This is a genomic window from Burkholderia sp. 9777_1386 (assembly GCF_015712265.1).
GTDB classification, from domain to species: domain Bacteria; phylum Pseudomonadota; class Gammaproteobacteria; order Burkholderiales; family Burkholderiaceae; genus Burkholderia; species Burkholderia cenocepacia.
The window spans coordinates 116,238-135,880 of sequence record NZ_JACCQB010000013.1 but is presented as its reverse complement, the minus strand read 5'-3'; the positions used below and the strand labels follow the sequence as shown (position 1 = coordinate 135,880).

General features: G+C 69.2%; 14 protein-coding genes. 9 read left to right on the top strand and 5 right to left on the bottom strand.

The features are described from left to right. Window positions 1-12 precede the first annotated feature (12 nt). Window positions 13-1,191: a GNAT family N-acetyltransferase gene (locus H0X91_RS13315; protein WP_006489664.1), complete on the top strand. Its 1,179-nt coding sequence runs from the start codon at window positions 13-15 to the stop codon at window positions 1,189-1,191. Window positions 1,192-1,262: 71 nt separating this feature from the next. Here the strand turns inward: H0X91_RS13315 and H0X91_RS13310 are convergent, their stop codons facing one another. Next, window positions 1,263-3,509 (bottom strand): glycoside hydrolase family 3 C-terminal domain-containing protein, encoded by a 2,247-nt coding sequence (locus tag H0X91_RS13310; RefSeq protein ID WP_048985781.1) that lies wholly within the window; start codon window positions 3,507-3,509, stop codon window positions 1,263-1,265. A 151-nt stretch (window positions 3,510-3,660) separates the two neighbouring features. On the opposite strand from H0X91_RS13310, the gene H0X91_RS13305 reads away from it, so the two are divergent. After that, window positions 3,661-4,695, top strand: coding sequence for a helix-turn-helix transcriptional regulator (locus H0X91_RS13305; protein WP_006497160.1), 1,035 nt, complete (start codon window positions 3,661-3,663; stop codon window positions 4,693-4,695). Window positions 4,696-4,744: 49 nt separating this feature from the next. Continuing rightward, entirely contained in the window at window positions 4,745-5,506 is a 762-nt protein-coding gene (locus H0X91_RS13300; RefSeq protein WP_196433085.1) for a GIY-YIG nuclease family protein, read from the top strand. A gap of 54 nt (window positions 5,507-5,560) precedes the next feature. Here H0X91_RS13300 and ppa read toward each other — a convergent pair whose 3' ends face one another. After that, window positions 5,561-6,088 (bottom strand): inorganic diphosphatase, encoded by a 528-nt coding sequence (ppa, locus tag H0X91_RS13295; RefSeq protein ID WP_006489643.1) that lies wholly within the window; start codon window positions 6,086-6,088, stop codon window positions 5,561-5,563. Window positions 6,089-6,423: 335 nt separating this feature from the next. Here ppa and H0X91_RS13290 point away from each other — a divergent pair, with 335 nt between their 5' ends. The 5 genes from H0X91_RS13290 (at window position 6,424) to H0X91_RS13270 (ending at window position 12,051) form a co-directional block, all read left to right on the top strand. Then, the gene (locus H0X91_RS13290) at window positions 6,424-7,863 is read left to right on the top strand and encodes an aldehyde dehydrogenase family protein (RefSeq protein WP_060210800.1); all 1,440 of its coding nucleotides are present in this window, start codon (window positions 6,424-6,426) and stop codon (window positions 7,861-7,863) included. 87 nt (window positions 7,864-7,950) lie between these two features. Next, window positions 7,951-8,709 (top strand): SDR family oxidoreductase, encoded by a 759-nt coding sequence (locus H0X91_RS13285; protein ID WP_048985777.1) that lies wholly within the window; start codon window positions 7,951-7,953, stop codon window positions 8,707-8,709. Window positions 8,710-8,854: 145 nt separating this feature from the next. Further along, window positions 8,855-10,159 carry an MFS transporter gene (locus H0X91_RS13280; protein ID WP_058901700.1) on the top strand — a complete coding sequence of 435 codons (1,305 nt, stop codon included), beginning with the start codon at window positions 8,855-8,857 and terminating at the stop codon, window positions 10,157-10,159. Between the two features lie 255 nt (window positions 10,160-10,414). After that, a complete protein-coding gene (locus H0X91_RS13275; protein WP_006489657.1) occupies window positions 10,415-10,828 on the top strand; it encodes a helix-turn-helix domain-containing protein in 414 nt (137 codons plus the stop codon). Then, window positions 10,825-12,051 carry an alpha/beta fold hydrolase gene (locus tag H0X91_RS13270; RefSeq protein WP_062911231.1) on the top strand — a complete coding sequence of 409 codons (1,227 nt, stop codon included), beginning with the start codon at window positions 10,825-10,827 and terminating at the stop codon, window positions 12,049-12,051. The genes H0X91_RS13275 and H0X91_RS13270 overlap by 4 nt, the downstream gene beginning before the upstream one ends. 97 nt (window positions 12,052-12,148) lie before the next feature. Here the strand turns inward: H0X91_RS13270 and H0X91_RS13265 are convergent, their stop codons facing one another. The 3 genes from H0X91_RS13265 to hemC are packed head-to-tail and all read right to left on the bottom strand — an operon-like array spanning window position 12,149 to window position 16,313. Then, window positions 12,149-13,336 (bottom strand): heme biosynthesis protein HemY, encoded by a 1,188-nt coding sequence (locus H0X91_RS13265; RefSeq protein ID WP_077055725.1) that lies wholly within the window; start codon window positions 13,334-13,336, stop codon window positions 12,149-12,151. A 2-nt stretch (window positions 13,337-13,338) separates the two neighbouring features. Continuing rightward, window positions 13,339-15,309: a fused uroporphyrinogen-III synthase HemD/membrane protein HemX gene (hemDX, locus tag H0X91_RS13260; protein WP_080324193.1), complete on the bottom strand. Its 1,971-nt coding sequence runs from the start codon at window positions 15,307-15,309 to the stop codon at window positions 13,339-13,341. Further along, on the bottom strand, window positions 15,309-16,313 hold the full coding sequence (hemC, locus tag H0X91_RS13255) for a hydroxymethylbilane synthase (protein WP_012492813.1): 1,005 nt from the start codon (window positions 16,311-16,313) through the stop codon (window positions 15,309-15,311). Before hemC ends, hemDX begins: the two co-directional genes overlap by 1 nt. A 208-nt stretch (window positions 16,314-16,521) precedes the next feature. On the opposite strand from hemC, the gene ppc reads away from it, so the two are divergent. Then, window positions 16,522-19,536 (top strand): phosphoenolpyruvate carboxylase, encoded by a 3,015-nt coding sequence (gene ppc, locus H0X91_RS13250; protein WP_062911229.1) that lies wholly within the window; start codon window positions 16,522-16,524, stop codon window positions 19,534-19,536. The last annotated feature ends 107 nt before the right edge of the window (window positions 19,537-19,643 follow it).

Below are 19,643 nucleotides of genomic sequence, written 5' to 3'. Positions count from 1 at the left end.
ACGGATTCACGCTTGAAACACGAACGCATCGATTATCGCACGGGCATCCTGTCGTCCCCCGCCGAGGTGCCGGCCGACGAATGGAACGCGCTGCTCGCGCGCGACGCGCAGCCCACGCCGTTCCTGCGCCACGAATTCCTCGACGCGCTGCACGTCGCGCGCTGCGCGGTGGACGACACCGGCTGGTCGCCGCACTTCGTCACGCTGACCGACGCGGGCACCGGCCGCCTCGCGGCCGCCGCGCCCGTCTACGCGAAACAGCATTCGTACGGCGAATACGTGTTCGACTGGGCGTGGGCCGACGCGTACCAGCGCAACGACCTGCCCTATTACCCGAAGCTGCTGTGCGCGGTGCCGTTCACGCCGGTGCAGGGCACGCGGCTGCTCGCGGCCGACGACGACGCGCGCCGCCGGCTCGCGGCCACGCTGCTCGCGTTCGCCGAGCAGAGCGACGTGTCGTCGTTGCACGTGCTGTTCCCGACCGGCGACGAAGCGCGGCTGCTCGAATCGATGGGGATGATGCTGCGCGAGGGCGTGCAATTCCACTGGCTCAACGACGGCTACCGGCACTTCGATGATTTCCTCGGCACGCTCGAGCAGAAGAAGCGCAAGAACATCCGCGCGGAGCGGCGCAAGGTGCACGACGCGGGCGTGACCTTCCGGCGGCTCACCGGCGACCGCATCACCGATGCCGACTGGCGCTTCTTCTCGCGCTGCTACCGGCAGACCTACCGCGAGCACTATTCGAGCCCGTACCTGAACCTCGACTTCTTCCGCACGATCGGCGCGACGATGCCCGAGAACCTGCTGCTCGTGATCGCGGAAGCCGACGGCCAGCCGATCGCGAGCGCGCTTGCCGTGTACCGGCGCGGCGAACACGGCGGCGGCACGCTGTACGGACGCTACTGGGGCGCGATCGAGCACGTGCCCTGCCTGCATTTCGAAACGGCCTATTACCAGTTGCTCGAATTCTGCATCGAGGCCGGGCTCGACACGTTCGAGGGCGGCGCGCAGGGCGAGCACAAGCTTGCGCGCGGTTTCCTGCCGACCGTCACGCATTCCGCGCACTGGCTCGCGCATCCGGCGTTTTCCGACGCGGTCGCGCGCTTTCTCGAACGCGAGACCGCGCATATCCACGCATACGTCGACGAACTGCGCGAACACGATCCGTTCCGGCGCAGCACCGGCTAGCGCGATCCGGCGCGCCGGCATGCGGCGAAGCCACGCATGGCCTCGCCGCATACGGCACGATCGTCGCCGGTTCAGTGCGCGGCGAGCGTCACCGTCTGCGACAGCGCCTGCGGGTCACGCGACGACGCGGCCGCCGACAGCCCATACGTGCCCGCGCCGATCCGCCATGCGTGCGCGCTCGCATCCCACACCGCGAAGCGCTGCGCCGGCACCGCGATGCTGACCGTGCGCGCCTCGCCCGGCTGCAGCGCGACCTTGGTCCAGCCGACGAGCCGCTTCGGCGGCTCGCCGAGCGACGCGGGCAGCGCCGCGTAGATCTGCACCGTTTGCGTACCGGCGCGCGCGCCCGTGTTCGTCACCGTCACGCCGACCGTCACGTTGCCCGCTGCGTCGGCCTGCGCGGACATCGCCGACAACGCATACGTCGTGTACGACAGCCCGTAGCCGAACGGGAACAGCGGCTCGATCGCCTTCGCGTCGAACCAGCGATAGCCGTACGCGAGCCCTTCCGCATAGACGTTCCGCAGGTTCGACGGATCGATCGTCGGCTGCGGCAGGTCGGCCTCCTGCTTCGGGAACGTCAGCGGCAGCCGGCCCGACGGGTTCGCGTCGCCGAACAGCAGGTCGGCGATCGCCTGGCCGCCCTGCGCGCCCGGATACCACGCGTCCAGCACGCCGTGCACGTTCGCGAGCCACGGCATCAGCACCGGGCTGCCGTTCTCGAGCACGACGATCACGCGCTTGGCCTTCGCGGCGACCGCGGCGATCAGCGCGTTCTGGTCGTATTGCTGGTTGGACGGGTCCGCCTTCGCATCGGGCAGCGACAGGCTCGCGAGGTCGAGCCCCTCCGTCTGCCACTGCGTGGCGAACACGATCGCGACATCGGCCTGCGCGGCCGCGCTGGCCGCGGCGTTCGCGTCGGTGCCGTCGAGATAGCTGACCGATGCATTCGGCGCCTTCGCGCGGATCGCCGCGAGCGGCGCGGACTTGTACCAGGTCGCGCACCCGCCGAACAGCGTGTCGGCCGGTTGCTGGCAGGTCGTCACCGCGTTGCCGTCGATCGCCGGCACCGCACCCGAGCCGCCGCCCGACAGCACGCCCGCGTCCGCATGCCCGCCGATCACGACGACCGACTTGAGCGTGCCGGCGGCCAGCGGCAGCACCGGCTGCGTGTCACCCGGCGCGGCCGCGTTCTTCAGCAGCACCGCCGCTTGCCGCGCGATCGCGAGCGCGTCGGCATTGCCGGCAGCCTCGTCGATCGCGCCGCCCGGCTTCGGCGGCGCATCCATCACGCCGATGCGGATCAGCGTGCGCAGCTTGCGCTGCACCATGTCGTTCAGCCGCGCGACCGACACGCTGCCGGCCTGCAGCGCCGCGCGCAGCTTCGAATTGAAATACGAGCCGAGCGGCGCGTTGCCGTCGTCGGCCGCGCCCGGCTGCTCCTCGTCGAGCCCGGCCTGCACGGCCGCGACCGTCGAATGCGTCGCGCCCCAGTCCGACTGCACGACGCCCTTGAAGCCCCACTCGTTCTTCAGCACCGTCGTCAGCAAATACGGGTTCTCGCAAGCATACACGCCGTTCAGCTTGTTGTACGCGCACATCACGTTGCCCGGCTGGCCGTCCTTCACGCCGATCTCGAACGCGAGGAGTTCGGCCTCGCGCATGGTCCGCTCGTCGACGACCGAATCGACCGTCATCCGGTTGGTTTCCTGGTCGTTGAACGCGAAATGCTTGATCGTCGCGATCACCTTCTGCGCCTGCGTGGCCTGCGTGCGCGCGGCGCTCAGCGTGCCCGCGAGCACCGGGTCCTCGCCCATGTATTCGAAGGTGCGGCCGTTGCGCGGCTCGCGCGCGAGGTTCACGCCGCCGCCGAGCCCTTCCGCGAAACCGAGCGCGCGCAGTTCGAGCGCGATGCGAGTGCCGTAGGTGCCCGCGAGCGCCGGGTCCCACGTCGCCGCGAGCGCGACGGGCGCGGGCAGCGCGGTCACGCGCGCATTCTTCACGTTCACGCCACCTGCCGAATCGGCGCTGCTGACGGCCGGAATGCCGAGCCGCGGCACGCCCGGGATGTAGCTCGCGCCGTTCAGCGCGTCGGCCGGAAACGGGCCGCCCAGGCTGAGCGCGGGCATGCCGGTGCCATGCACGAGTTGCAGTTTCTCGTCGGTCGTCAGTTGCGCGACGAGCGCGGCCGCGCGCTGGTCGGCTGCCGCGTCGGGGTCGGTCGGCGCATGGATGTCGTCGCCACCGCACGACGCGAGCAGGACCGTGAGCGCGCACGCGGACGCAATCGTCGAACACCGGAACAGCGAAGTTTTCATTGATCCTCCAGAATCGTTCTGTTGTACTTGTCGCCTCACTCCAGCGTCCGAGTCTAAAAATCAACCGGTCACCACGCTTGACCGGCAGGAGCATGCGTTGACCTCTCGCAGCGGGGACAAACCCGAACGGCATGACGACAGGGAGACAGACATGGAGTTGCAACAGAAATCGGTATCGGTCCGGATCTACCGCTGGCTGTGCGAAGACGCGCGTGCGAACGGCATCGATCCCGCACCGCTTTACGAGACGCTCGGCATCGGGCCGGCCGAACTCGCCGACGACACGCGCCGCATCGCGGGCGACCGGCACGTGGCCGCGATGCAGTTGACGAGCGGCTGGCCGCTGTCGTGGCATCGCCCGCCGCCGGAGGTCGTGCCGTGGCTCGTGCCGTTTCCGGAGCTCGCCGGCATCACCTGCAACGCGGCGACGCTGCGCGACGCGTTGCACGGCTACCTGCGCTATCGCGAGCTGATCGGCAACGTCGACTGGGTCTTCGCGCACGAGAACGGCGACGCGATCGCGATCGACTACGTGAACGAAGGAGACGGCCGGCACGCGGGCAGCGCGTTCGCGAACCTCGCGATCCTCGCCGCGCTCGCGCGCCTGTACGACCCGCAGGTGCGCATCGACGACGCCGAATTCGCCGGCCGCGCGTTCGCGCCCGTTGCCGCGCTGCGCGACATGCTCGGTGCGCCGGTCTCGTTCGATGCCGCGCACAACCGCATCGTGCTGCGCTCCGCGCACATCGACACGCCGTTCGAGCGCTACAACGCACCGCTGGCCGGCATCCAGCGCCATGCCGCCGATGCCGCGCGCGAGCGCGTGCGCGCCCGCTCGACGTTCGGCTCGTCGGTCGAGCAATGCGTGCGCGACTGGCTGCGCACCGCCGACGACGCCGACGTGCCGACCGATACGCTGATGCAGCACGTGTGCACGCGCTTCGCGATGTCGCGCTGGACGCTGCGCCGGCGGCTGCATCGCGAAGCCGTCGGCTTCCATGCGCTCGTCGCGCAGGCGCGGCTCGGCGAGGCGCGCGACCTGCTGCTCAATACGCGGTTGCCGATCGGCGAGATCGGCGTGCGCGTCGGCTTCCGTTCGACGAGCGCGTTCACGCGCTTCTTCACGCGCGAACTCGGCGCGGCGCCGAGCCGCTTTCGCGACGGGCACGGCGACCGGTGGCGTTGACGCCGGTTTTTTCTGAGACACTGGCGGCTTCGCATCCCGCCGCTCCGCCATGTCCTGGTTTCTGTATCTGATCGAATGCGCCGACGACAGCGTCTACACGGGCATCACGACCGATGTCGCCGCGCGCTTCGACGAACACGCGTCCGGCAAGGGCGCGCGCTACACGCGCTCGCGCAAGCCGCGCGCGGTGCTCGCGTCGTTTCCACTGCCCGACCGGTCGAGCGCGTCGCGCGCCGAATACTGGGTGAAGCGGCTCACGCCCGCGAAAAAGCGCGAGCTGGCGGCGGGTTTGCGTACGCTGGAATCGGTGTTGCCGGCGGCGGTCGCGCTCGACGAGCGCGGAGATACGGCCGGGACGAAGGCCACGGCGCGCGGGCGGAAGAAAGAGCCGACGGAAAACACCGACGATGCGGCGAAGGCTGCGGCAACGGAACAGGTCGCCGGGAAAAAGCCGAAGGCCGGGAAAGTTGCCGGGTCTGCAACGGCCGCGAAGACGGCGAAGCCCGCAAAGGGCACACCAGCGTCGAAGTCGAAGTCGACGCAATCAAATCAAGCCGCACCGGACGCGAAACGTGCAAAAGCCGACGGCAACGCTGCTGCAAAAAAGACCTCGTCGCGTGGCGCACCGGTAAAGAAAACCGGCTCGCCCTCTTCCGCGTCGTCGAAAAGGAAGGTACCGGCCACTGCCGGCAAGCCGACCGCGAGCGTACGCGACGAGGCCGCTTCCGCACCGGCCACCCCGCCCCTGCCTGCGTCCCCGCCGGCCCGCCGGAAAACTGCACGCGCAAAACAAAACCGCGCGGCCTCCTGAGGAGACACGCGCGGTTTGCGTTCCGTACGAACCGGCCGTCGGCCGGCACGCCGCTTACTTCTTGTAGTTCGCGGCGCCGTCGGTGATTTCCTTGTGCGCGGCTTCGATGCCGGCCCAACCTTCGACCTTCACCCACTTGCCCTTCTCGAGCGCCTTGTATTGCTCGAAGAAGTGCTTGATCTGGTCCTTCAGGTACTCGGGCACGTCGTCGATCGTCTTCAGGTTCGCCGTCATCGGGCAGATCTTGTCGTGCGGCACCGCGACCAGCTTCGCGTCGACGCCCGACTCGTCGGTCATCTGCAGCATGCCGAGCACGCGCGAACGCACGATCGAGCCGGCCAGCAGCGGGAACGGCGTGATCACCAGCACGTCGACCGGATCGCCGTCGCCCGACAGCGTCTGCGGGATGTAGCCGTAGTTCACCGGGTAGCGCATGCCCGTGCCGATGAAGCGGTCGACGACGAGGAGGCCCAGTTCCTTGTCCGCCTCGTACTTCACCGGATCGCTTTGCGCGGGAATCTCGATGATCACGTTGAAATCTTGCGGCAGGTCCTTGCCGGCCGGAACATGATTGAAGCTCATGAGCACTCTCTGTAGGTCGATGGGAATTCGGGACAGGGCGCCGCGGCCGATGCCGCCGCGGGCGCCCCCCAAAAGGAATGCGCCATTATAGCCAATCGACCGGTGGCGTCCGGATGACGATCGGCGCGATAATCGTTCCGGATGTCCGGGCGTCGGGCCGGCTGCGTTGCACGTCAATCACAAGGTATGGAACCCGAGCAAGCGCTGAAGCGCTAACCTGGGTCGACCGCGATGCATGGGACCCGAGTAACCGCTGAAGCGCTAACTCGGGTCGACCGCGATGCATGGGACCCGAGTAACCGCTGAAGCGCTAACTCGGGTCGACAGGAGGAGACATGGAAGAAGCGAGGCATTTCATCGCGGGCGAATGGACGTTGCCCGCGCAACTGGAAACCATCCCGGTCGTCGATCCGTCCGACGGCCAGCCGTTCGCGACGATCGCGCGCGGCACCGCGCCCGACATCGAGCGCGCGGTCGCCGCGGCCCGCGACGCATTCGCAGGCCCGTGGGGCGCCGCGAGCGCCGCCGAGCGCGGCCGCGTGCTGATGCGGCTGTCGGCGCGCGTGACCGATTCGATCGAGGAACTCGCCGCGATCGAGGCGCGCGATACCGGCAAGCCGCTGAAGCAGGCGCGCGCCGATGCAGCCGCGCTCGCACGCTACTTCGAGTTCTACGCGGGCGCGGCCGACAAGCTGCACGGCGAAACCCTCCCCTACCAGGCCGGCTACACGGTGCTGACGGTGCGCGAACCGCACGGCGTCACGGGCCACATCGTGCCGTGGAACTACCCGATGCAGATCTTCGGGCGCAGCGTCGGCGCGGCGCTCGCGGCCGGCAACGCGTGCGTGGTCAAGCCGGCCGAGGACGCGTGCCTGTCCGTGCTGCGCGTCGCCGAACTCGCCGCCGAGGCCGGGCTGCCGGCCGGCGCGCTCAACATCGTCACCGGCTACGGCCATGAAGCGGGCGCCGCGCTCGCCCGCCATCCGGGCATCGATCACATCTCGTTTACGGGTTCGCCGGCCACCGGCAAGCTGGTCACGCAGATGGCCGCCGAGAACCACGTGCCGGTCACGCTCGAACTCGGCGGCAAGTCGCCGCAAATCGTGTTCGCCGATGCCGACCTCGACGCCGCGCTGCCCGTGCTCGTGTCCGCGATCGTGCAGAACGGCGGGCAGACCTGCTCGGCCGGCAGCCGCGTGCTGATCGAGCGCGCGGTGTACGAGCCGCTCGTCGAGCGTCTCGCCACCGCGTTCAACGGGCTGCGCGTCGGCCCGAGCCGCGCCGATCTCGATTGCGGCCCGCTGATCAACGCGAAGCAGCAGCAACGCGTGTGGGATTTCCTGTCCGACGCGCAGCACGACGGCATTCCGATGGCCGCGCACGGGCAGGTCGTCGCCGATGCGCCCGAAAGCGGCTTCTATCAGGCGCCCGCGCTGTTGCGCGACGTGCCGCCGTCGCACCGGCTCGCGCAGGAGGAAGTGTTCGGCCCGGTGCTCGCGGCGATGCGTTTCGTCGACGAGGACGAAGCCGTCGCGCTCGCGAACGGCACGCCGTACGGCCTCGTCGCGGGCATCTGGACGCGCGACGGCGCGCGCCAGATGCGTCTTGCGCGGCGCCTGCGCGCGGGCCAGGTGTTCATCAACAACTATGGCGCGGGCGGCGGCGTCGAGCTGCCGTTCGGCGGCGTCGGCCATTCGGGCCATGGCCGCGAGAAAGGCTTCGAGGCGCTGTACGGCTTCACCGCGCTGAAGACGATCGCGATCCGGCACGGCTGAACGCACGGCACGCGACGGGCGGCCGCTAGCACCCGGCCGCCCGCCGACACACGACGACTCGCACTACCTGCACAGGAGACACACACCATGCGGTTGACCGGCAAGACGGCCATCGTCACGGGCGGCGGCTCGGGGTTCGGCGAAGGCATCGCGAAGACATACGCGCGCGAAGGCGCGAACGTCGTCGTCAACGACCTGAACGGCGCGGCGGCCGAGCGCGTCGCGAGCGAGATCGCGCTCGCGGGCGGCAAGGCGATCGCGGTGGCCGGCGACGTGTCGAAAGAGGACGACTGGCGCACGCTGCTGCAGGCCGCGCTCGACGATTTCCACGCGGTGCAGATCGTCGTGAACAACGCCGGTACCACGCACCGCAACAAGCCCGTGCTCGACGTGACGGAAGCCGAATTCGACCGCGTGTACGCGGTCAACATGAAAAGCCTGTTCTGGTGTGTGCAAACCTTCGTCCCGTATTTCCGCGCCCAGGGCGGCGGCGTGTTCGTGAACGTCGCGTCGACGGCCGGCGTGCGGCCGCGCCCGGGCCTCGTCTGGTACAACAGCACGAAGGGTGCGATGATCACCGCGAGCAAATCGCTCGCGGCCGAGCTCGGCGCCGACCGCATCCGCGTGAACTGCATCAACCCGGTGCTCGGCGAAACCGCGCTGATGACCGAGTTCATGGGCTGCGAGGACACCCCGGACAATCGCCGCCGCTTCCTCGCGACGATCCCGCTCGGCCGCTTCTCGACGCCGCAGGACATCGCGAACGCCGCGCTTTACCTGGCATCCGACGAAGCGGAATTCATCACCGGCGTCTGCCTCGAAGTCGACGGCGGACGCTGCATCTAGTCGTACCCGGCCGCACGATCGCCCCGTATTGCTTCGCACGAAACCGGATCGGGCATCACCGCGCCCGATCCGGCCACTACAAGGACAGCGGTGCATCCGATCCAGGCAATCGCGCAAGCGCTCACCCGGATCGACAGGAGACAACATGGCAACATCGACGCAGTCGCTGCCGGGCTCGTCCGGCGCATTCGAGGAAGCAACCTACCGCAAGGTGTCGTGGCGGCTCGTGCCGCTCCTGCTGCTGTGCTACGTGGTCGCGTATCTCGATCGCGTGAACGTCGGGTTCGCGAAGCTGCAGATGGCGAGCGACCTGCACCTGAGCGATACCGTGTACGGGCTCGGCGCGGGGATCTTCTTCTTCGGCTATTTCCTGTTCGAGGTGCCGAGCAACATCATCCTGCACCGGGTGGGCGCCCGCGTGTGGATCGCCCGCATCATGGCGACGTGGGGCGTGATCTCGATCCTGACGATGTTCGTCACGACGCCCGCGATGTTCTACGTGATGCGCTTCCTGCTCGGCGTCGCCGAAGCGGGCTTCTTCCCCGGCGTGATCCTCTATCTCACCTACTGGTATCCCGCGCACCGGCGCGGCCGGATGACGACGTTCTTCATGACGGCCGTCGCGCTGTCCGGCGTGATCGGCGGGCCGATCTCGGGCTTCATCCTGAAGGCGTTCGACGGCGTCAGCGGCTGGCACGGCTGGCAATGGCTGTTCCTGCTCGAAGGCATCCCGTCGGTGCTCGCCGGCGTGCTCGTGTTCTTCACGCTCGACGAGCGGATCGCGAAGGCGACGTGGCTGACCGACGAAGAAAAGGCGCTGCTCGCCCGCAACGTCGACGCGGAGGAAGCCACCAAGGAGGACCTGCCGCTCGGCGCCGTGATGTCGAGCCCGCGCGTGTGGCTGATGGCGTTGATCTATTTCTCGTTCGTGATGGGGCTGTACGGCGTCGGCTTCTGGTTGCCGACGATCATCAAGGCGACGGGCGTGACCGACACGTTCATGATCGGCCTGCTGTCCGCGATTCCGTATGCGGCCGCGGTGGTCGCGATGATCCTGATCGCGCGCAGCGCGGACAAGCGCCGCGAACGCCGCTGGCACCTCGCGATTCCGGCCGCGATCGGCGCGATCGGCCTCGTGCTGTCGGTGATCTGGGCGCACCAGACGGCGCTCGCGATGCTCGGCCTCACGCTCGCGACGATCGGCATCCTGACGACGCTACCGCTGTTCTGGAGCCTGCCGACCGCGTTCCTCGGCGGCGCGGCGGCCGCCGCCGGCATCGCGATGATCAACTCGATCGGCAACCTCGCCGGCTTCCTGAGTCCGTACCTGATGGGCTGGCTCAAGCAGGTGACGGGCGCCAACGATGCGGGCATGTACATGCTGGCCGGGTTCCTCGTGCTCGGCGGGCTGCTGGCGCTGTCGGTGCCGAAGCGGCTCGTCGACAAGTGACGACGCGCGGCGCGTAAACGCGCGCCCGGATCGATCGAACACGCCGGCCGATTTCCGGCCCGTTTCTCCCCGATACGCCCCGCCGTCCGGCATTGCCGGTCGCCGGGGCGTTTTCGATTCCGGACAGGCACACCCCGGATCGGCTGAACGTCTCGCCCATCCGGCGACATCCCATTAATGACAAAATTGTTCCCTTATAGTCCTTTTTATATGGAACAATAAAGACAGTCAAAGGAATCTCCTACCCTACAATTCATGTTCCACACCGTCGAAGACACCGCCGCCCGCCTGCGCGTCCATCCGAAGACCGTCCTGCGGTTCATTCGCGACGGCAAGCTGCGCGCGACGCGGGTCGGCCGTGCATACCGCATCCTCGACGCGGACCTCGCCGCGTTCGCCCGGACGGAGCCGGCCTCGCCCGCGCCGCGTGCGGTGCGTGTCACCAGCATCGTCGACATTCCCGATGCGTCGCAGTCGCTGCACCAGTACCTGTCGCGGTCGCTGCACGCAATGGCGTCAGGCCGCGCATCGTACGTCGACCCCGTGCGAATCGACGTCACGTTCGATCCCGCCTCGAGCGTGGTCAAGATCATCGTGACCGCGACACCGGCGGACACGGCCGCGCTGATGTCGTCGCTCGACATGCTGCTCCAGCAAAGCGGGACATGAGCGCAATCTTCAAGTCGCCCCGCCATGCCCGTGCGATTCGCACCGCGTACGCGGCCGCGCTGTCGCACTGGCCGGCCGGGCATCGGCGCGTCACCGTGCAAACGCGTCATGGCGCGACACACGTGATCGTCTGCGGCCCCGAACACGCGCCGCCGGTCGTGCTGATCCACGGCGCACAGACGACGGCGGCAAGCTGGCAGCATCACGCGGCCGACTGGTCGACGCACTTCCGGCTCTACGCGATCGACGTGATCGGCGAAGCGGGACCGAGCGCGCCGGCGCGGCCGCCGCTCGCAGGCGACGCCTATGCGCAGTGGCTCGACGACGTGCTCGACGGCCTGCAGGTGTCGCGCGCCGCGTTCGTCGGCATCTCGCTCGGTGCGCGAACGGCGCTCGACTTCGCGTTGCGGCGGCCGCCGCGCGTCACCCGGCTCGCGCTGCTCTGCCCGTCCGGCATCGGCAGGCAGAAGCCGTTTCTGTGGTGGGCGCTGCCGCTGATGCTGCTCGGCGATGCCGGGCGTGCATGCGTGCGGCGGCGCGTGCTGGGTCGCCTGCCCCCCGCATCGACGCCGGCCGAACGGGACGCGCTTGCCCTGATGCGCGCCGTCGATCGCGGCTTTCGGCCGCGCATCGAGCCGGTTCCGGTATTCGACGACACCATGCTCCGCACGTTGTCGATGCCCGTGCTGGCGATCGTCGGAGGCCGCGACGTGATGCTCGATTCCCGCGACACGCGGGATCGCCTGACGCGCCTCGTGCCGCACGCGCAGGTGCGGTTTCTTCCCGAGCAGCCTCACTTCATCCGCGGGCAACGCGACACCCTGCGCACTTTTCTCTCATCGACGGACACGCTCGACATGCCCCATCGAATCGTTCAGGCCGCCGGCAGCCGCGTGCTGGTCCGCGATCCTTCCGCCGGCCTCGTGCAACGGGAAAGCGACGCGCTCGATCTCGTCGCGCTCGCGCACGAGCATGAAGCCGACTGGATCGCGGTCGCCGCGGACATGCTGCACGACGACTTCTACCGGCTCGACAGCGGGCTGGCCGGCGCCGTGCTGCAAAAGCTGACCAACTACGGCGTCCGGCTCGGCGTGGTCGGCGACATCGACCGCCGGCTCGCGCGCAGCGAAGCGCTGCGCGCGCTCGTTCGCGAGTGCAATCGCGGAAAATCGGTCTGGTTCGTCCCGAGCGAGGACGACCTGCTACGCAGGCTCGGCGCGTAACGCGCCGCGGGCCGCCCGCGCCTCGCTACGGGCAAAAAAAAGCCCCGAAGGCCGATCGGCGTTCGGGGCTTTTTACGCTGCGCGGCGCAGCGCCGCGTCACACCACGGTGATCGCGAGCGCGCTTTCGCGGTAGTGCTTCGCGGCCTTGTCGGTTTCGCCGAGATGCTCGAACAGACGGGCGAGCGCACGATGCGCCCGCACCTTCAGCGCCTCGTTGTCGGCCAGCTTCAGCGCCGATTCGAGGAACGACTGCGCCTTGCCCCACAGCTGCTGCTGCTGGCAGAGGCGGCCGAGCGCGAACAGCAGGTCGGCATCTTCCGGATGATCCTTCTTCCAGCCTTCGGCCTTCTGGATCAGCGGCAGCGCATCGGCGCCGGCCGTGTCCGGGTAACGGCGCAGCAGGCGTGCATCCCAGTTGTGCGCGAGCGCGTCCTCGACGATGCGGCGCGCTTCGTTGCGGCGATCGAGCGGCACGAGCAGTTCGGCCGCGAGATCGGCGAGACGCGGCGACTGGCGCTCGACCGGCGACAGCGACTGCCACACTTCGAGCAGCGCGTCCGGATCGTGCCGGCGTTCGCGCAGCAGGTTTTCCGCCGCCTGCTGGCGCAGCCGCACGGCCGCGGCCGGATGCAGCGCCTCGCGCTTTTCGAGCGCCTTCGCGAGCTTCAGCACCTCGGCCCAGTTCTTCAGTTGCTGCTGCGCCCGCAGCGCGACCTGCTGCGCATGAATGCGCTTGCCGCCGGCCTGCATGTCGGCCAGCGCGGCGAGCGCGCCGTCGGCGTCGCGGGCGTCCGCGCGCATGTCGGCGGCGGCGAGCAGCCGCGCATCCTGCCATTCGGGCGCGTCGATCTTCGACAGCCAGTCGTCGCGGCGCGTGTACTCGTGCATCCGGTGCGCGGCGGTGGCCGCGACGAGACTCGCGGCGCCCAGGTTCGCGTCGACGGTCAGCGCTTCACGCGCGGCCTTCTCCGCACGCGAGAAGCGGCCCGCGTACAGGTTCGCGATCGCATCGCGCAGCGATGCCTGCGCCTTCTCGTTGCGCGCACGCGCCCGATACGCGGCGACCCGCTGCGGCATGCGCCAGATATTGCGCACGATGCGCAGCAGTGCGTACACGACGATGAACAGCACGACGATGGCGATCACGAACAGGTTCAGCGACACGTCGATCCGGTACGGCGGATAGACGAGCAGCACCTGCCCCGCGTCGAAACGGCCGACGGTGGCGAGCGCCGCGGCGATCGCGAACAGGACCGCGAGCCAGACGATTCCTCGAAGCGTCATCGTTACCCCCGGCTCTTGAACTGCTGAACGGCGGTCAGGCTCGTGTTCAGGTTCGGCACCGCGACCGTCAGCGACGCGCCGTCAACCTGCTTGAGCAGATCCTCGACGGTCTGCGTGTCCTTCGATGCCTGATCGAAATACTTGCCGAGCGATGCCTGTGCGGCGTGCAGGTCGGCCTTCATCGCGCTGTCGTTGCGCGCCAGCAGCGACAGCCGTGCGGTGAGCAGGCGCAGCTTCACGTTCTCGCGCACGAAGTAGCCCTGGTCGGGCGACGCGAGCATCGCGTCCGCGTTGTCGATCCGGCGCACCTGCACGAGCCCCTTCAGTTGCTGGCCGAGGCCGGCCGAGAAGTCGTGCCACCACACCTTCCAGCGCGGCTCGCCGGCGGCGACCGACGACGCGGCGTCGACCGGCGCGGCCTTCGGCGCCGCGTGCGGCACGATCGCCTCGCCGGACAGCGGCAGCGCGTCGATCTTCGCGATCGCGTCGTCGAGCTTGATCGCGAGGCCGGTGAGATCGGCTGCCGGCGCGGCCTTCAGCTTCTCGATGTCCTGCGCGAGCGCCTTGCGCACCGTGACGGCCTGCGCGCTCTGCGACGTCGCGAGACGCGCGTCGGCGTTCTGCAGCGCGATCAGCGCGAGCTGCGTGTTGCCGGTCAGCTGAAGCTGCTGGCTCGCGCTCGACAGCATCTGATCGACTTCCTCGAGCATCCACGCATCGCGGTTGCGCGACAGGTCCTGGTATTGCTGCTGCAGCGCCTGCTGCGCGCTCTGCGCATCGGCCAGCTTGCCGTCGAGCTGCGCGAGCTGCGTGTCGACCTGGTGCGTGCTGGCGAGCGCCTGCTCGGTCTTCATCCGCGTTTCGGCCGTCTGCGCGTCGAGCGCCTTCTGGCGCGCGACGAACGTACCGTCGAGCCGGTCGATCTTGCGGTTCAGCGCGTAGCCGCCGACCCCTGCCGCGCAGCCGAGCACGACGACGACGAACCACAGCACCGCGCTGCCGCCGCGGCGTGCGGGCGGCTCGGGCGCGAGATAAGGGGGGCTGGTCGGCGGTGCGGATGCAGCGGCCGGCTGGGAAGCGACGCTTTTGGAATCGTTGGTATCTGTCATGCGTTTAGTCACCGGTGCGGCTGTCGCCGGTTGGACGGCCTCGTCGGCCATCGTTCGAAACGCGCGGACGATGCGCTCATCGCCCGCGCCGGTCAGCGTAATCCTATCAAAACCCAATGCGCGCGCGGTCTGCTCGATCCGCGGGTGCGGCGTCACGAGCGGCGCATGCTTCAATGCGTCGATCTCGGCATCGTTCAGGTGGGCCCGCGCGAGCTCGTGCAGGTTGCGCACGCCTTCCGAGCTCGTGACGAGCCACGCGTGCGGCTGGCCGTCGAGCAGCGCGTGCACGCGCTCCCACGCGCCGACACGCGGCTCCGGCACGACGCGCCGGTACGCGGCGACGAGCGTGACGTCGGCCCCGGCCTCGCGCAGCCGCTCGGCGAGCCATTCGCGCCCGCCGTCGCCGCGCACGATCAGCACGCGCTTGCCCGCCAGCGCCGGCGCGCCGCCGAACGCGGCCTCGATGCTCGCGAACAGGCTTTCCGAATCGTAATGAGGCACGCCGCCGTCGGCCGGCGCCTGCGGCGCGATCACGCGATGCGCGGGCGCCGCGATGCCGTGACGCTCGAGCGCCGCGACGCTGCCGGGCCCGACCACGCCGACCGGCAGCGCATTCGGCCAGATCGCGCCGTACCGCGCGAGCGCGCGGTCGATCGCGTTCGGCGACACGAAGATCACCAGCGCGTAGTCTGCCAGCGCCGCGAACGCGGCGTCGAGCGGCGCCGGATCGTCGACCGGCGCGATGTCGATCAGCGGGAATTCGAGCACGTCGCAACCGGCATCGGCCAGTTGCGCCGCAAGCGCGTCGGACTGGCCGTCCGGACGCGTCAGGACAGCGGTGAACGCGCGCGCGCCGCCCGCCATCAGGCGTCGCCCTTGCCGGCGGCCTGCGAGCCCGCGAGCAGCGCCTGGACGATGTCGAGCGCGCCTTGCGCCTCGAGCTCGTCGGACACCGCGCGGCCGAGCGCGAGCGCGTCGGCGACGGTCATGACCGCCCCGCATTCCTCGGCCGTCAGCACGCGCTTGCCGTCGGTGGTCGACACACGGCCCGTCAGGTACAGCTCGCCCGCGCGCCACACCGCGTGCGCGGCAAGCGGCACCTCGCAGCTGCCGCCGAGCGCGCGCGACACCATCCGCTCGGCCTCGACCGCGAGCGCGGTCCGCGGGTCGTGCAGCGGCGCGAGCCACGCGGCGACGTCGTCGCGGTGCGCGGCGATCTCGATGCCGAGCGCGCCCTGGCCCGCTGCCGGCGGACTGGCTTCGACGTCGAGCAGCGCGCGGATCCGCGCTTCGAGGCCGAGGCGTTTCAGGCCGGCGGCCGCGAGGATGATCGCCGCGTAGTCGCCGCGGTCGAGCTTGGCCAGACGCGTGTCGAGGTTGCCGCGCAGCGGCAGCACCTCGAGATGCGGGTAACGCGAACGCAGCATCGCTTCGCGGCGCAGGCTCGACGTGCCGACGACCGCGCCGGCCGGCAGCGCGTCGAGCGACGCGTAGTCGTTCGACACGAACGCATCGCGCGGGTCTTCGCGCTCCATGATCGCGGCGAGCGCGAAGCCGTCGGGCAGCGCCATCGGCACGTCCTTCAGCGAATGCACGGCGAGATCGGCCCGACCGTCGGCCAGCGCGGCCTCGAGTTCCTTCACGAACAGGCCCTTGCCGCCGACCTTCGACAGCGTGCGATCGAGAATCTGATCGCCGCGCGTCGTCATCCCGAGGATTTTCACGTCACAAGCTGGATATAATTTGCGCAGCGCATCACGCACATGTTCGGCTTGCCACATCGCCAGGCGGCTCTCGCGCGAAGCAATCGTCAACGTCGCGGGCGGCTGTGCCTGTTGCGGCCCGGCCGCGGGGGTCTCGGAATTCATTGCTGGAACATCGAAGGACGGGATTGAAGATCGAACAATGGTAGCACGCACGCCCCAGCCCGCCCGGGCCCGGAGCCTGCGCCCGGCCTGCCTCCGTGCGGGTCGCGGCGCCGTTGTGCGGATGTGCCGCACGTAGCTGGTTGCTTGACCGCAGTTCCCGCAGTTTCCGCAGTTCCTTTTGACTCGAGCTTTCCCAAGGAAACCCATCGTGAAGTCTTCCGGATCGGCGCGTACGGCGCGCCGCAATGCTGCCTTGCCCTCCCCCGACGCCCCGACGGGCACCCTCGCCACCGCCGCGAACGGCCGTGCGAAAACGGCAACGAAACCGAAAGACCCGATACGTCAGACAAAACCCGCGACGAAAGCCGCCGGCGCCCCCGCCCGCAAGGCCGTCGCACCGAAGGCCGGCACCCGCACGCGCGACGACAAGGACGGCCCGCTGTTCGAGGACATCCGCTTCCTCGGCCGCCTGCTCGGCGACGTCGTGCGCGAACAGGAAGGCGATACGGTGTTCGACGTGGTCGAGACGATCCGCCAGACCGCGGTCAAGTTCCGCCGCGAGGACGACAGCGAAGCCGCGCAGACGCTCGAGAAGAAGCTGCGCAAGCTGACGCCGGAGCAGACGGTGAGCGTCGTGCGCGCGTTCAGCTATTTCTCGCATCTCGCGAACATCGCGGAAGACCGCCACCACAACCGCCGTCGCCGCATCCACGCGCTGGCCGGGTCCGCGCCGCAGCCCGGCACGGTCGCGTACGCGCTCGACCAGCTGAAAACCACCGGCAACGCGTCGAAGCGCCTGCTGCAGCGCTTCTTCGACGATGCGCTGATCGTGCCGGTGCTGACCGCGCACCCGACCGAAGTGCAGCGCAAGAGCATCCTCGATGCGCAGCACGACATCGCGCGCCTGCTCGCGGAGCGCGACCAGGAGCTGACCGCGCGCGAACGCCAGTACAACGAAGCGATGCTGCGCGCGCGCGTGACCGCGCTGTGGCAGACGCGGATGCTGCGCGATTCGCGCCTGACGGTCGGCGACGAGATCGAGAACGCGCTGTCGTACTACCGCGCGACGTTCCTCGACGAACTGCCCGCGCTGTACGGCGACATCGAGGCCGCGCTCGCCGAGCATGGCCTGTCGGCCCGCGTGCCCGCGTTCTTCCAGATGGGCAGCTGGATCGGCGGCGATCGCGACGGCAACCCGAACGTGACCGCGGCGACGCTCGACGAGGCGATCAACCGCCAGGCCGCGGTGATCCTCGAACATTATCTGGAACAGGTGCACAAGCTGGGCGCCGAGCTGTCGGTGTCGAACCTGCTGGTCGGCGCGAACGACGCGGTGAAGGCGCTCGCGGCCGCATCGCCCGACCAGTCGCCGCACCGCGTCGACGAACCGTATCGCCGCGCGCTGATCGGCATCTACACGCGGCTCGCCGCGAGCGCGCGCGTACGTCTCGGCGAAGGCACGGTGCCGGTGCGCAGCGCGGGCCGCGGCGCGCCGCCCGTGCGTGCGATTCCATACGAGGATTCCGAAGCGTTCGTCGCCGATCTCAAGGTGCTGACCGCGTCGCTCGACGAGCACCACGGCGCGTCGCTCGCCGCGCCGCGCCTCGCGCCGCTCGTGCGCGCGGCCGAAGTGTTCGGCTTCCATCTCGCGAGCATCGACCTGCGCCAGAGTTCCGACATCCACGAGGCGGTGGTCGCCGAACTGTTCGCGCGCGCCGGCGTCGAGACCGACTATGCGGCGCTCGCGGAGGAAGACAAGCTGCGCGTGCTGCTCGCCGCGCTCGCCGATCCGCGCCCGCTGCGCTCGCCGTACCTCGAATACTCGGCGCTCGCGCAGAGCGAGCTGGGCGTGTTCGAGAAGGCGCGCGAGGTCCGCACGCAGTTCGGTGCGCGCGCGGTGCGCAACTACATCATTTCGCATACGGAAACCGTCAGCGACCTCGTCGAGGTGCTGCTGCTGCAGAAGGAGACGGGCCTGCTCGAAGGCACGCTCGGCGTGCCGGGCCGCGACGCGAAGAACAGCCTGATGGTGATCCCGCTGTTCGAGACGATCCCCGACCTGCGCGACGCGTCGCGCATCATGCGCGACTACTTCGCGCTGCCGGGCATCGACGCGTTGATCGCGCATCAGGGCGCCGAACAGGAAGTGATGCTCGGCTACTCGGACAGCAACAAGGACGGCGGCTTCCTCACGTCGAACTGGGAGCTGTATCGCGCGGAACTCGCGCTCGTCGACCTGTTCCGCGAGCGCAAGATCACGCTGCGGCTGTTCCATGGCCGCGGCGGCACGGTCGGCCGCGGGGGCGGCCCGACCTACCAGGCGATCCTGTCGCAGCCGCCGGGCACCGTGAACGGCCAGATCCGCCTGACCGAACAGGGCGAGGTGATCGCGAGCAAGTTCTCGAACCCGTCGATCGGCCGGCGCAACCTCGAGACGGTCGTCGCCGCGACGCTCGAGGCGTCGCTGCTGCCGCAGTCGAACGCACCGGCGCAGTTGCCCGCGTTCGAGGCCGCGATGCAGACGCTGTCCGACTCGGCGATGGCCGCGTACCGCGCGCTCGTCTATGAAACCCCGGGCTTCACCGACTACTTCTTCTCGTCGACGCCGATCACCGAGATCGCCGAGCTGAACATCGGCAGCCGGCCGGCGTCGCGCAAGCTGCAGGACCCGAAGCAGCGCAAGATCGAGGATCTGCGCGCGATTCCGTGGGGCTTCTCGTGGGGCCAGTGCCGGCTGCTGCTGACCGGCTGGTACGGCTTCGGCAGCGCGGTGAGCGCGTATCTCGACGGCGCGCCGGACGCCGCCGAACGCACGAAGCGCGTCACGCTGCTGAAGAAGATGAACAAGACCTGGCCGTTCTTCTCGAACCTGCTGTCGAACATGGACATGGTGCTCGCGAAGACCGATCTCGCGGTCGCGTCGCGTTATGCGCAACTCGTGTCCGATCGCAAGCTGCGCAAGCACGTGTTCGAGCGGATCGTCGCGGAATGGGAACGCACGTCGCAGGCGCTCGCGGAAATCACCGGGCACGAAGGCCGCCTCGCGACCAACCCGCTGCTCGCGCGCTCGATCAAGAACCGCTTCCCGTATCTCGATCCGCTGAATCACCTGCAGGTCGAGCTGATCAAGCGTCACCGCGCGGGCGACACGAACGCGCGGCTGCGCCGCGGGATTCACCTGACGATCAACGGGATCGCGGCCGGCCTGCGCAACACCGGCTGATCCGCGGGCGGCGCGGGCACGCTCCGCGCCGGCCGGGATAACGAAAGCCGCGATACGCGTCGATGCGTATCGCGGCTTTTTTCATGCGACGACAAACGGCGCAGCGT